At 64.8% G+C, this 13,801-nt stretch carries 13 protein-coding genes; 3 read left to right on the top strand and 10 right to left on the bottom strand.

Annotated features, from left to right (window positions below):
* Nucleotides 1–58 precede the first annotated feature (58 nt).
* Entirely contained in the window at nt 59–1,630 is a 1,572-nt protein-coding gene (locus LL962_RS01765; protein ID WP_228315677.1) for a thioredoxin family protein, read from the top strand.
* Nucleotides 1,631–1,680: 50 nt separating this feature from the next.
* On the opposite strand, the gene cyoE is transcribed toward LL962_RS01765, so the two are convergent.
* From cyoE to LL962_RS01745, 4 genes are read right to left on the bottom strand one after another with little or no spacing between them, the layout of a single operon-like run.
* Nucleotides 1,681–2,577, bottom strand: a complete 897-nt coding sequence (gene cyoE, locus LL962_RS01760; protein WP_104585483.1) for a heme o synthase — start codon at nt 2,575–2,577, stop codon at nt 1,681–1,683.
* Between the two features lie 2 nt (nt 2,578–2,579).
* A complete protein-coding gene (locus LL962_RS01755) occupies nt 2,580–3,743 on the bottom strand; it encodes a COX15/CtaA family protein (RefSeq protein WP_228315676.1) in 1,164 nt (387 codons plus the stop codon).
* Between the two features lie 10 nt (nt 3,744–3,753).
* A complete protein-coding gene (locus LL962_RS01750) occupies nt 3,754–4,329 on the bottom strand; it encodes a hypothetical protein (protein ID WP_104585486.1) in 576 nt (191 codons plus the stop codon).
* 27 nt (nt 4,330–4,356) lie between these two features.
* Complete coding sequence (locus LL962_RS01745) at nt 4,357–5,082, bottom strand: SURF1 family protein (protein ID WP_104585487.1); 726 nt, start codon at nt 5,080–5,082, stop codon at nt 4,357–4,359.
* Nucleotides 5,083–5,142: 60 nt separating this feature from the next.
* Between LL962_RS01745 and LL962_RS01740 the strand changes: the two genes are divergently transcribed.
* Nucleotides 5,143–5,361, top strand: a complete 219-nt coding sequence (locus LL962_RS01740) for a twin transmembrane helix small protein (protein ID WP_104543860.1) — start codon at nt 5,143–5,145, stop codon at nt 5,359–5,361.
* A 98-nt stretch (nt 5,362–5,459) separates the two neighbouring features.
* On the opposite strand, the gene LL962_RS01735 is transcribed toward LL962_RS01740, so the two are convergent.
* From LL962_RS01735 to LL962_RS01715, 6 genes are read right to left on the bottom strand one after another with little or no spacing between them, the layout of a single operon-like run.
* Nucleotides 5,460–6,335, bottom strand: coding sequence for a cytochrome c oxidase subunit 3 (locus LL962_RS01735; RefSeq protein WP_029221429.1), 876 nt, complete (start codon nt 6,333–6,335; stop codon nt 5,460–5,462).
* Nucleotides 6,336–6,371: 36 nt separating this feature from the next.
* Nucleotides 6,372–6,968: a cytochrome c oxidase assembly protein gene (locus LL962_RS01730; RefSeq protein WP_228315674.1), complete on the bottom strand. Its 597-nt coding sequence runs from the start codon at nt 6,966–6,968 to the stop codon at nt 6,372–6,374.
* Nucleotides 6,965–7,096, bottom strand: a complete 132-nt coding sequence (locus tag LL962_RS20875) for a hypothetical protein (RefSeq protein ID WP_255626166.1) — start codon at nt 7,094–7,096, stop codon at nt 6,965–6,967. Before LL962_RS20875 ends, LL962_RS01730 begins: the two co-directional genes overlap by 4 nt.
* 22 nt (nt 7,097–7,118) lie before the next feature.
* Nucleotides 7,119–8,723 carry a cytochrome c oxidase subunit I gene (ctaD, locus tag LL962_RS01725; RefSeq protein ID WP_104585491.1) on the bottom strand — a complete coding sequence of 535 codons (1,605 nt, stop codon included), beginning with the start codon at nt 8,721–8,723 and terminating at the stop codon, nt 7,119–7,121.
* A gap of 34 nt (nt 8,724–8,757) precedes the next feature.
* Nucleotides 8,758–9,702 (bottom strand): cytochrome c oxidase subunit II, encoded by a 945-nt coding sequence (coxB, locus tag LL962_RS01720; protein WP_228315669.1) that lies wholly within the window; start codon nt 9,700–9,702, stop codon nt 8,758–8,760.
* A gap of 16 nt (nt 9,703–9,718) precedes the next feature.
* Nucleotides 9,719–10,195, bottom strand: a complete 477-nt coding sequence (locus LL962_RS01715) for a DUF2244 domain-containing protein (protein ID WP_228315668.1) — start codon at nt 10,193–10,195, stop codon at nt 9,719–9,721.
* 277 nt (nt 10,196–10,472) lie between these two features.
* Here LL962_RS01715 and putA point away from each other — a divergent pair, with 277 nt between their 5' ends.
* Nucleotides 10,473–13,673, top strand: a complete 3,201-nt coding sequence (putA, locus tag LL962_RS01710; protein WP_228315667.1) for a bifunctional proline dehydrogenase/L-glutamate gamma-semialdehyde dehydrogenase PutA — start codon at nt 10,473–10,475, stop codon at nt 13,671–13,673.
* Nucleotides 13,674–13,801 lie beyond the last annotated feature (128 nt).

The raw sequence follows: 13,801 nt of genomic DNA, 5'->3' as shown, positions 1-13,801 counted from the left end.
CGGTGCAAGGCGATGTGATGGAGCGCTCACTCCCCTGCTGCCCTCCATGGTGATTGTCATGACGTTGTCCACCCGACGTTCTGTTCCATGCGTGTTCGCGCTGCTGGCGACACTCGCGACGCTGAGCGGCTGCGATAAACCGGCTACACCCGCCGTGCCGGCGCAGCCGAAGGCGACCGCACTTGCTGCCGCGCCCGGTATCGCCTGGCGCGAAGGCGATATCGACGCCGCCTTCGACCAAGCCAAACAGAGCGGCAAGCCGCTGCTGCTGTATTGGGGAGCGGTCTGGTGCCACCCCTGCAATGTGCTCAAGGCCACCGTGTTCAAGGATCCGGCCTTCATCGCAAGCACGCAGCAGTTCATCGCCGTGCATCTGGATGGCGACCTGGAAGAGGCGCACATCTGGGGCGATCGCTTCGGTATCAGGGGCTATCCCACAATCATTCTGCTGCGCCCGGACCGCAGCGAGATCACCCGCCTGTCCGGCATCGACAGCAGCGCACATCTGGTCGCTGCGCTGAGCGCCGCAGCAAAGAGCACCGGCTCGGCCAAGCAACTGCTGGATAAGGCACTGCACACGCCGCGGGAGCTCACTGCCGAGGACTGGGAGGTGCTCAGCAACTACGATTGGTTCGTCGACGCACAGATGGTCAAGGACAAGGACAAAGCCAAGGTCCTTACCCAACTGAGCGAGGCCGCGCCGAGCCCTGCTCTGCAGCACCGGTTTGCGCTGCTGACGCTCCACTTTGCGAAGAACCCCACCCCGGGCGAACCGGTGTATCGCGGACTGCTGGACGCGCTGCTCACCGATCCGACAGAACTGCACCGCAATCTAGGAACGGTCAACGAGATCGCCGACCGTCTGGTCATGGCCGTCAGCAGCGACACGGCCGAACGGAGCAGATCCTCCAAGGCCCTGTTGCAAGCGCTGGACAAGGCCTACGCCGATCCCACCCTGCCACTTCTCGACCGGCTGGACACCGTCTACTCACATATCGCACTTGCTCGTCTGGCCCAGGGCCAGCCCGCCGAGGGCAAACCGGACAGTCCGCCGCTCCCCAAGGAGGTGGTCGAGCTGGTCCATCGACGCGTGCAATGGGCCACCGATCAGCCTGTGAGCGATGAAGAGCGCCTTGTCGTCATCGATAATGCGACATCGATCCTGGGCGAGATCCAAGACCACAGCGGTGCCGAGCAATTGTTGCTGGCAGAACTGCCTCGCAGCAAGACGCCGTCTCACTACATGTTTGATCTGGCCGAACTGGCCGAACGACGTGGCGACCCCAAGACCACGCTGTCCTGGTACAGGAAAAAATACGAAAGCGCGCAAGGCGAGATCGCCCGCCTGCAGGCGGCCGTACCGTACATCGAGGCGTTGATCCGGCTCCGCCCCGGCGATGCAGCCGACATCGAAGCCGCTGCCGGCCAGGTCATCGATGTCGTGAACGCGCAGCCAGACAGTTATCGCAAACGCTATCGCGCGGACTTCACCGAGTTCGGCAAGAAGCTCAAGGCATGGAGCGAGCAGCATCGTCCGGAAGGCGGCGCGGTGCTGACCCGACTGCAGCAGAAAGCAAGGTCCGGCTGCAAGGACATGCAGCCCAGCGACTGCGCAAGCTGGTTGAGTTGAGCCTGCGCAATCTGGTTGCATGCGGCGCCGGCACACGGCGGTCGGCGCCGCTAGCGCACCCAGGGCAGCAACAGGTGATCCACCATCAGGAATGCGAACAGCGCCATCAGATAGACGATGGAATAACCGAACATCTTCATCGAGAACAGCTCGTCCGGCGGATCGAGCATGCGCCATGCATACCAGAGAAACACCGCGTTCAGGACCAGCGCGCCGCCCAGGTAGAACACCCCGCTCATGCCCACCGCCACCGGCAGCAGGGTCACGATCGCCAGCGCGATCGTGTACGCCAGGATCTGCTTGCGCGTATGCGGCACGCCGTGGGTCACCGGCAACATCGGGATCGCCGCCTTGGCGTAGTCGGCGCGACGGAAGATCGCCAGCGCCCAGAAATGCGGCGGCGTCCAGATGAAGATGATCAGCACCAGCAGCGAGGCATTGACCCAGTCGGCGCTGGTCGGCAACCCGGTCACCGCGGCCCAGCCCAGCATCGGCGGCGTGGCGCCGGCCAGGCCGCCGATCACGATGTTCTGCGAGGTCGCACGCTTCAGGTAGACGGTGTAGATCACCGCATAACCGATCAACGAGGCGAACGTGAGCACTGCGGTGATGACATTGACCCAGACCACCAGGATGGTCATGGAGATCACGATCAGCGCGCTGGCAAACACCAGCACCTGCCATGGCCGCACCTTGCCCACCACCAACGGTCGCCACGAGGTGCGCGCCATCTGTGCGTCGATCTTGGCGTCGAGCAATTGATTGATCGCCGCAGCCGCCGAGGCGGCCAGCCAGATTCCCAGGAACCCGAGTGCACCGGTGCGTACCTGCACCCAGGTCGGCATGCCGGGAATGGCCAGGAACATGCCCACCAACGCGGTGAACACGATCAGTGCCACCACCTTGGGTTTGGTCAGATCCCAGTAATCGCGTGCGCTGACGGCCATGCTCACTCCGGCGCGCGCAGCCGCGCCAGCAACGAGACCAGCACGAACAGCAACGCCACTGCGCCGCCGTTGTGCATGACCGAGACCTCCAGCGGCAGCGCCAGCTTCACGTTGAGCATGCCCAGCGTCACCTGCACGGCCACCAGCACCGCCAGCGCGCCTGCCCACACCCGCATGCCCGGCGAGCGCGAAAGCCGCCACGCCAGCCACCACAGGTACAACGCGGTCGCGATCGCCCACAAGCGGTGCGCCATCTGGATGGCGATACGCGCCGCGCCATCGAGCACCCCACCTTCGTAATCCACGCCGATACCGCGCCACAGCGTGAAGCCCTCGCGGAAGTCGTGTGGCGGCCACCACTGGCTGACACAGCGCGGGAAGTTGTCGGCCGACCAGCTGCCGCCACCACAGGCCAGCGCGGCATAGTTGGCGCTGACCCAGCCGCCCAGCGCGATCTGCAGGCCCAGCACCGCCACGCCCAGGCGCAACAGCCATTTCAGCCGCGATGCATCGGCCAGGGTGATCGGCAGATGCGTCGCGCGCCAGGCCATCCACACCAGCAGCGAGAACATCAACATGCCGCCCAGCAGGTGCCCCATCACCACGATGGGCTTGAGCAGCAGCGTCACTGTCCACATGCCCAACAAGGCCTGGAAGATCACGACCGCCAGCGTCAACACCGCCGCGCGTGCCAGGTCGATATTGCTCCAGCGCAATGCCGCCAGCAGCAGGATGGCCTCACCGGCGATCGCCACTCCGAAGGCCACGGTGTGCCAGCCGGACATGTACAGAGGAATCGACAACGCCACCAGCGCTGCGGCCGAGATCACCTGCGCAATGCCCATGCGGCGGCGACGCACCGCCAGCAACGACAACACCAGTACCTCGACACCCAGCGCCCCGGCCAGGAAGCGGTGCACCTGTTCCCGCCAGGCCTTGTGCGACTCCAGCGGACGGATCTTGCTGGCCACATGCGTGTTGGCCTCGTCGTTGCTCTGCGGCCAGGTCACCCGGCCGTAGCAGGTCGGCCAGTCCGGGCAGCTCATGCCGGCATCGGACAGGCGCACGAACGAGCCGAACAGGATCGTGCTCGCGGTGAACAAGGCCGCCAGCCAGGCCATGCGGTGGAAGTGGCGGAACAATGCCGGTGGCGCAAACAGATTCATCGAAACGGGCTCACATCAGCTTCAACAGCTTGACCAGATCCGAGCGCAAGCCGGCCGGGTCGAAGCCCGGGGCATAGCGCAGGATCACGAAGCCATTGGGATCGATCACATACACGGGCACACCAGCCGTATCGGTGGCACGCGGCAATGCCTGGCGCAGGCGGGCATCGTCGCGCAGCACGCGCAATTCCGGCATTGGCGGCAGCCCGGATGGCGGCGCACCGACCCACAGCACCTCTACCTTGTCGGCACGATGCCCGAGCAGTTGCCACACCTTGTCCAGTTCTGCGGCCAGTGCCACGCACTGTCGCGTACAGTCGGTCGGCGGCGCCACCGCGATGCGCCAGACGCGATCGCTCGGCGACCACGCATACGGCTGCCCGTTTGCACGCACCGGCACCAGCGCACGCAAATCGGCAGGCGGCTTCAGCAGCTCGCCGTTGTTGCGCATCGACGCCGGCTGCCATCCAGAGAAGCGCAGCACCCCGGCCAACAGCATCGAGCCGAAGAACAGCGCCGCCAGGGCAATCAGCATTCTGCGGCCGCGTTTGACCGCGTGCGGCGTGGCCGGTGAAGAGGAAGTCATGCCGGCGATTTTCTCATGCCGCAGGCATCAGTGCCCGCGTCGACGGCGACGCCGCGCACGCCAGGTCAGCAGTCCCGCGGTGGTCAATACCGCGATCGCCAGCCCGAACCACTGCACCGCATAACCTAAGTGCCGCGCGGGTGGCAGCGTGTTCGGCAGCATCTGCAGATCGCGTGCATAGCCCACCGGCACCGCCGGATCCAGCCGCAGCACCTGCGACGAAATGTCGCGCCTGCCCAGCGTCTCGCGCACCGCCGCGGGATCCAGCCGGGTGGCCAGCCAGGTAGTCGCAGCGGCAGTGGGCGCCAGCGCAGGACCGATCGCCAGCCCCGCCGATGGCGGCGCGCTCAGCAAACCCTGCACCGCGCGCGTACCACCCAGCGCCGCCAGGGTGGGCAATTGCCGATTGGCCGGCAATGGCAGCCAGCCAAGATCGACCAATAGCGTCTGCGGTAGCCCCTCGACCGCGGCGAGTTGATAGACACGCACACCGGCACGCCCATCGTGCAGCTGGTTGTCCAGCAGGACCTGTTGTGGCAGAAAGCGCACCCGGCCGTTGACCCAGCTCAACGCTTGCGGGCTGGCCAGGGCCTGCACCAGGGTCAACGGCCTCTCCCGCACATGCGCCGCGCGTTCCAGCAGCGCTTCCTTGCTGTGCATGCGCTGCAGCTGCCACTGCCCCAGCGCCGCAAACCCCGCGCTCACCAGCAGCGCCAGCGCCCACCCGAACACCATCGTGTGCTTGCGCATCATGACAAACGACGCGAAAAGGCGTGCAATGCGACGATCACGCCGACGACCACCGGGGCTGCTGTGAACGATTCGCTCAAGACGCTGCTGATTGTCGCCTTCCTGATCGTGATTCTGTGGAACCTGGGTGCCGGCCTCTACTACCTGCTCACCGACCGCGGCCAGACCAAACGCACCGTCAACGCACTCACCTGGCGCATCGGCTTATCGGTCGCCCTGATCGCCATCGTGATCATCGGCATCTACACAGGCTGGATCAAACCGCATGGCGTCGGTCGCTGACGCGGCCGATGGGATTGGGGATTCGGCATTGGGGATTCGTAAGGGCAAAAGCGGATCGCTTTTACGAATCTCGAATCTCCACTCCCGAATCCCCGCCCTCAAAGCACATACACGAACAGGAACAGCGCCAGCCACACCACGTCGACGAAGTGCCAATACCATGCGGCCGCTTCGAAGGCGAAGTGGTTGTCGCGGGTGAAGTGCCCCTTGGCGGCGCGCAGCCACATCACCGCCAGCATGATCGTGCCCAGCAGCACGTGCATGCCGTGGAAGCCGGTCAGCATGAAGAAGGTAGAGCCATAGATCCCCGAACCCAGGGTGAGATTGAGTTCGGTATAGGCGTGGATGTATTCCTCCGCCTGCAGGAACAGGAACACGCAGCCCAATAGCACCGTCAGCCCCAGCCACAGCAGCAGCGCACCACGACGCCCACCTTTCAATGCGTGGTGCGCGATGGTCAGGGTCACGCCCGAGCTGAGCAGGATCAAGGTATTGATCAGCGGCAGCCCCCAGGCCGGGATGGTCTGGAATTGCCCGCCGATCGTGCCCGGGCCGTTGGTCGGCCAGGCGGCCGAGTAGCCATTCCACAGCAGTTCGTTGGTCATCACGCCATCGCCTTCGCCGCCCAGCCAGGGCAACGTCAGCACGCGGGTGTAGAACAGCGCACCGAAGAAGGCGCCGAAGAACATCACCTCGGAGAAGATGAACCACACCATCCCCATGCGGAACGAACCGTCCACCTGACGGTTGTAGTTGCCGGCATTGGACTCGCGAATGACATCGCCGAACCACATGAACAAGGTGGCCAGCAGCATCGCCATGCCGGCGAAGAACGTCCATCGGCCCCAGGCCGCATCGTTGAGCCAGCTGGCCACACCGATCATCATCACGAACATCGCAATCGAGCCGACGAACGGCCATTTGCTCTGGCTCGGGACGAAATACGCATCGGCGTTGGGACTGTGATCGGCCATGGCGTTGCTTCCGTGTCGTGTTGGGTGTGGATGGAGTTATGGAGCGGCGCGTGGCGCACCAGAGGCGCCTGCGCCAGGCAATTGCGAAGTGAGCGCGTCGTTGCGATAAAACGTGTAGGACAGGGTGATCGTGGTCACTTCCGGGGGCAGGGCCGGATCGACGATGAAACGCAGCGGCATGTCGCGTGTCTCGCCGGCTTGCAAGGTCTGCGCAGTGAAGCAGAAGCATTCGGTTTTGTTGAAGTAACCGGAGGCACGCGCCGGTGCGACCGATGGAACGGCGCTACCGACCACTGCACGCGCGCTGTCGTTGCGCGCGAAATACAGGGCTTCGTTGAGTTCTCCGGGCACCACATCCATCGTCATCTGCTCCGGATGGAAGGTCCAGGGCAACTTGGAATTGACTCCCGCATCGAATTCCACCCGCACCGTGCGTTTGCCGGATACGGCCGGCGCGCCGGCGCCTGCGCGCGCGCTTCCCGGCGCCCGCTCCATGCGGATGCCGAAAACCTTTTCGCAGGCGATGCGATACAGCGGCACCAACGAAAACGTCAGCACGAACACACCCAGCACCACGGCAAGCAGCTTGAACAAGCCAGCCGTCGGCGCGGGTGCGGGCGCGCGTGCGTTCATCGGCCGATGACCCCCGACGCAATGAAGCCGATGTAGATCAGCAGTGCGACGACGCCCACGGTGATCGCCGTACGCCGTACGGCACGGCGTTGCTGCGCCTGGCGCTCGGCGGCAGACAGCAAGCGCATTACCGTCGGCTCGGAAGTGGACTCAGTGGCCGATGTCTTCATGCGCAAGATCTCCAGGCTTGATGACCGGCGGCACGGTGAAGGTGTGCGCCGGTGCCGGTGACGGGACCGTCCACTCCAGACCCTTGGCACCTTCCCACGCACGCGCATCGGCCTTGGCGCCGCGACGCAGGGATGCGAACAGAATGCCGGCCATCAGGAACGGCGTGGCGAACATGCCGAATGCGCCGATCGAGCTGATCAGGTTCCAGTCGGCGAACACGACGTTGTAATCGGGAATGCGGCGCGGCATGCCTGCCAGGCCAAGGAAGTGCTGCGGAAAGAACAGCAGGTTGACGAACACCATCGTCCACCAGAAATGGAACTTGGCCCAGGCCTCGTTGTACATATGCCCGGTCCACTTTGGCCACCAGTAGTACACCGCCGCGATCAGCGCAAAGACGGCGCCGGTCACCAGCACGTAGTGGAAGTGCGCCACCACGAAATAGGTATCGTGATACTGGAAGTCGGCCGGGACGATCGCCAGCATCAGGCCGGAGAACCCACCGATGCTGAAGAGGATCACGAACGCCACCGCCCACAGCATCGGCGATTCGAAGGTCAACGAGCCTTTCCACATCGTGCTGACCCAGTTGAACACCTTCACCCCGGTGGGGATGGAAATCAACATGGTGGCGAACATGAAATAGATCTCGCCACCCAGCGGCATGCCCACGGTGAACATGTGGTGGGCCCACACGATGAAGCTCAGGAACGCGATCGCTGCGATCGCGTACACCATCGCCTGATAGCCGAACAGCGGCTTGCGGCTGAAGGTCGGAATGATTTCGCTGACCACGCCGAATGCCGGCAGGATCATGATGTACACCTCCGGGTGCCCGAAGAACCAGAAGATGTGCTGGTACATCACCGGGTCGCCGCCGCCGGCCGCATTGAAGAAACTGGTGCCGAAGAACTTGTCGGTCAGCAGCATGGTCACCGCGCCAGCCAGCACCGGCATCACCGCGATCAGCAGGAAGGCGGTGATCAGCCACGCCCAGCAGAAGATCGGCATCTTCAGCAGGTCGATGCCGGGCGCGCGCATGTTGAGCACGGTGGCGATGATGTTGATCGCACCCATGATCGAGCTGACGCCGGCCACGTGGATGGCGAACACGCTGAAGGCCACGTTGTAGCCGCCTTGCAGCGACAGCGGCGGATACAGCGTCCAGCCACCGGCGGGCGCGCCACCGGGCAGGAACAGCGTCAGCAGCAACAGAGTGAAGGCCACCGGCAGCAACCAGAACGACCAGTTGTTCATGCGCGGCAACGCCATGTCCGGCGCACCGATCTGCAGCGGAATCATCCAGTTCGCCAGACCTACGAAGGCCGGCATCACGCCGCCGAAGATCATCACCAGCGCATGCACGGTGGTCATCTGGTTGAAGAATTCCGGTTTGACGAACTGCAAACCGGGCTCCATCAACTCGGCGCGGATCACCACGCTCATCGCCGCGCCGATGATGAACATCACGAAGGAGAACAGCAGGTACAGCGTGCCGATGTCCTTGTGGTTGGTCGAAAAGAACCAGCGCTCGACGAAACCGGGCTGGTGGTGTCCGTGGTGATCGACTGCGGTATGCGCCATGACGGAACGGCCTCTGCGATGCGGTTGCGTGCGGTTAGAGAGCGGCGGTCGGTGCCGCGGCCGGCGTAACGGGGGCCGGAGCCGCTGCAGGCGCCGGAGCAGCCGGTGGCGGAGCGGCCCCTGCGGGCGGCGTCGCTGCCGGCGCCGCTTCGGCAGCATTGCGACGCGCGGCAAGCCAGCGCTGGAACTCGGCCTTGGGCAAGGCTTCGACCACGATCGGCATGAAGCCATGGTCCTTGCCGCACAGCTCGGCGCACTGCCCGCGATACACGCCCGGCTGTTCGATATTGGTCCAGGCTTCGTTGACGATGCCCGGGATGGCGTCCTGCTTCCAGCCCAGCGCCGGCACCCACCACGCGTGGATCACGTCGTCGGCGGTGATCACGAAACGGATCTTGGTATCGACCGGCAGTACCAAGCGGTTGTCGACGTCGAGCAGATAGTGCGGCTGCGACGCCATGGTCGGGCGCTCACCGCTCTGCCGGATGCGGTCGGACTCGCGCGCGAGCCGGCTGGTGAATTCCACGCCCTTGCCCAGGTATTCGTACTTCCACATCCACTGATAGCCGGTCACCTTCACCGTCATCTCGGATTCGCGCGTGTCGTACATCGCGATCAGCTTGGCCGTCGCCGGCCAGGCCATGGCGATTAGCACCAGCACCGGAATCACCGTCCACAAGACCTCGGCCTGCGTGTTGTGGCTGAACTGCGCGGCCACCGCACCCTTGGACTTGCGGAACTTGAACATCGCATAGCCCATCGCCGCGAACACCAGCGCGCCGATCACGACGCAGACCCAGAGCGCCACCATGTGCGCCTCGTAGGCCATGCGTGCAGTCTGGGTCACCCCGCGGCCCATGTTGAGCTGCCACGCCTTGGGGTCGGCCGACTGCGCCCACGCTGCCGGTGCGGCCGTCAAGGCCATCGCCGCCAGGCTCAATCCGGTAACCATCGACTTCCAGCTGCTGCGTTGCGTCATTGCCTAGACCCTTACGTCATCGGTGACGGCCATTGGCGGCCGCGAGCAAGCGTTTCAGCGTATCTGCCAGTTCCACACGTTCGGCCGGCCCGAGAAAGCTTCCGATCTCGATCTGCCTGCCGCTGCTCACCAACAGTACCCTGTCATCACGTTCCATGCGCAACCGCACCCAGTGCGGATGTGCCCGAAACGCCGGTGGCGCCTGTCCGGACGGAAACACCTCCACAGCGGTGTCGCCTACCCGGATCGCTTCTTCGCGCTCGCCGCTTCGCCACAACTGCCGCAGCGCCAGCGCCACCACACCACTGTGCAACAGGGCGAACACCGGCGCGAATGCATTGCCGGTCCACCACCCCAGGCCCGCAAACAACCACATCGTTCCAGCCAGGACCGCGAACAACAGTACGAACTGCCGGGACGACAGTGCCCGTGGCGGCCGCAAGCGCAATTGCGTCCCGACCCCTTCGGACATCAACGGCAGCACTTCGATCATGGCGACACGCAGCGGACTGCGGGAACAGCCCGATGGTAGACCCGCGCCGACGCAGGCGGCAAGCGTTTCCGGCGATCGCCAATTTGCTGCAGTGCAGCTAAAAGTGCGTCCGAATCAATCACTTCCCGAGGATGGATACCCGCAGCCAGCTGCGCGCACGAGTGCCGATACGGCGATGGGCGACCCACACAAAACGGCAGGAAAGCTGCCGCTTCCACACAAGTGCACAGACGTGCTGGCTCTCTAGAATGAGCGCCGATTCCCAGGCACTTTCCGCATGAACGCTCAGCTCGATCGACCCGCCTCTTCCGCTAGCGCGCGAGCGCTGCTGGCGCCCGAACTCTCTGCCGCTCCGGGCGCATTGCGCGCCGCCATCACCGCCGCCTGGCTCAAGGACGAAGCTGACCACGTGCGCGAACTGCTCGATCAGGCGCGCCTGCCTGCCGCCGAGCAGGCCAAGGTGCAGGCGCTTGCCGCCGATCTGGTCACCCGCGTACGCGCACGGGCGCAGGATCAGGGCGCGATCGAAGCCTTCATGCGCCAATACGACCTGGGCAGCGAAGAAGGTGTGCTGCTGATGTGCGTGGCCGAAGCACTGCTGCGCATTCCCGACCAGGACACTGCAGACAAGCTGATCCGCGACAAGCTTGGCGACGCAGACTGGAAGAAACACATGGGCGGCAGCGACTCGGTGCTGGTCAATGCATCGACCTGGGGCCTGATGCTGACCGGCAGGCTGGTGCAGCTCAACGACCTCACCCGCGCCGATGTGCCCGGCGCGTTCAAACGCCTGATCGGTCGCGTGGGCGAACCGGTCATCCGCCTGGCCGTGCGCCAGGCCATGAAGATCATGGGCCATCAATTCGTGATGGGCCGCACCATCGGCGAAGCGCTGTCGCGTTCGCGCAAGGGCGACAACGCCGACTACCGCTATTCGTTCGACATGCTCGGCGAAGGCGCGTTGACCATGAAGGACGCCCAGCGCTATCTGCAGGCGTATCGCGACGCCATCCACGCCATCGGCCGCAGCGGCAGCTTCGTCGGCACCGATGTGTTCGCCGCTCCCAGCATCTCGATCAAGCTGTCGGCGCTGTATCCCCGCTACGAACACGCCAAGCGTGCGCGGGTGATGGCCGAGCTGGCGCCGGGCGTGCTGGAGCTGGCGCAGTTGGCCAAGTCGTACGGCATCGGCTACACGGTCGATGCCGAAGAAGCCGATCGGCTGGAGCTGTCGCTGGATATCATCGAGGCCACCTTCTCCGATCCCTCGCTGGACGGCTGGGAGGGCTATGGCCTGGCGGTCCAGGCGTACCAGAAGCGCACCCCCTACACCATCGACTTCCTGGCCGATCTGGCACGTCGCGTCTGCCGCCGTATTCCGGTGCGCTTGGTCAAGGGCGCGTACTGGGATGCGGAGATCAAGCGCGCCCAGATCGAAGGCCATCCCGGCTATCCGGTGTTCACCCGCAAGCAGAACACCGACGTGTCCTACCTGGCCTGCGCACGGCGCATGTTCGCGCACAGCGATGCGCTGTATCCGATGTTCGCCACCCATAACGCGCAGACCATCGCCGCCGTGCGTGCGATCTCCGGCGGCAAAGTCTACGAGCACCAGAAACTGCACGGCATGGGCGATGACCTGTATGCAGAGGTGATTCCGGCAGACCGCCTGGGTGTTCCCTGCCGCGTCTATGCGCCGGTCGGCTCGCATGAGGACCTGCTGCCGTATCTGGTACGCCGCCTGCTCGAGAACGGCGCCAACTCCAGTTTCGTCAACCGCATCACCGATGAAGACGTCGCCATCGAGGACCTGATCCGCGATCCGGTCGAAGCGGTGTGCGCGTTCTCCTCCATCCCGCATCCCAAGATCCCGCTGCCGACCGACCTGCTGCGCAGCCAGAACCAGAACAGGAAGAACTCCATGGGCGCCAATCTCGCCAACGACAACGATCTGCGGCAGCTGGCCGAGCAACTCAATGCCGCGGTCAAGCCATGGTCCGCGGCGCCCCTGGTGCCTGGCGCAGTGATCGGCACGCCGCGCGAGGCGGTGCTCAATCCCGCAAACCGCAACGAAACGGTCGGCCATTGGCAACCCGCCGATCCGGCCACGGTGCAGAAAGCGCTGGCGTCCGCCACCGCCGCGCAACCTGGCTGGAATCGCACGCCGGCGGCAAGTCGCGCCACCATCCTGGAGCATGCGGCCGACCTGCTGGAAGCGCGCATGCCCGAGTTCATGGCCATCTGCGTCAAGGAAGCCGGCAAGACGCTGCCCGACGCCGTGGCCGAGGTCCGGGAAGCGGTCGACTTCCTGCGCTATTACGCCGGCCAGGCACGCGCGCAGTTCGGCGCGCCCGAACGTTTGCCAGGGCCGACCGGCGAATCCAACGAGCTGCAGCTGCACGGGCGCGGCGTGTTCGTCTGCATCAGTCCCTGGAACTTTCCGCTGGCCATCTTCCTGGGCCAGGTGGCCGCAGCGCTGGCAGCCGGCAACACCGTCATTGCCAAGCCAGCCGAGCAGACCAATCTGATCGGCTTTGCGGCAGTCAAGCTGCTGCATGAAGCCGGCGTTCCGGAAGCGGCCGTGCAGTTCCTGCCGGGCGACGGCGCCAGCGTTGGCGCCGCGCTGACCAACGATCCGCGCGTGGCCGGTGTCGCCTTTACCGGCTCCACGGAGACCGCGCGCAGCATCAACCGCACCCTGGCTGCGCGCGATGCCGCCATCGGTGTCCTGATCGCCGAGACTGGCGGGCAGAACGCCTTCATCGCCGATTCCTCCTCGCTGCCCGAAGCAGTGGTCAAGGACGCGATCTCCAGCGCCTTCATCTCCGCCGGGCAGCGCTGCTCTGCGGCGCGCGTGCTGTTCGTCCAGGACGACATCGCCGACAAGGTCATGACCATGCTCGCCGGTGCCATGGGCGAGTTGAAGATCGGCGATCCCGGCCTGTTGTCTACCGACGTTGGCCCGGTCATCGACGCAGATGCGCTCAAGATCCTCGACGATCACGCAGCACGCATGGACCGCGAGGCGCGTCTGATCGCTACCACCCAGCTGGGTGAGGGTACTGCCCACGGAAGCTTTTTCGCCCCGCGCGCCTACGAACTGAGCTCCCTCGCGCAACTGCAGCGCGAAGTGTTCGGTCCAGTGCTGCATGTCATCCGCTGGAAGGCCGACCAGCTCGATGCGGTGATCGAGCAGATCAACGCCACCGGCTACGGCCTGACCCTGGGCGTACACTCGCGCATCGACGAGACCATCGAACGCATTACGTCCCGCGTGGCAGTGGGCAACGTCTACGTCAATCGCAATCAGATCGGTGCCGTCGTCGGCGTTCAACCGTTCGGGGGCCAGGGCCTGTCCGGCACCGGCCCCAAGGCCGGCGGCCCCCACTACCTGCTGCGCTTTGCCACCGAAAAGGTCGTCACGGTCAACACCACGGCCGCTGGCGGCAATGCCTCGTTGCTGACGCTGGGCGACTGAGTCGCCACCCGCAGCAGACAAGGAAGACCCCGCATTTGCGGGGTTTTTTGAGTCGCCCCTGAAAAACCCCTCTCAAGCACCAACTACCATGTTTGCGGGCCACACGGTGCTTGAGGACGTTGAGGAAC

This window comes from Xanthomonas sp. NCPPB 1067, assembly GCF_020783795.1.
Taxonomy (GTDB): Bacteria; Pseudomonadota; Gammaproteobacteria; order Xanthomonadales; family Xanthomonadaceae; genus Xanthomonas; species Xanthomonas melonis.
The sequence above is the reverse complement of the archived record's forward strand: the minus strand, read 5'-3'. Positions and strand labels throughout refer to the sequence as shown.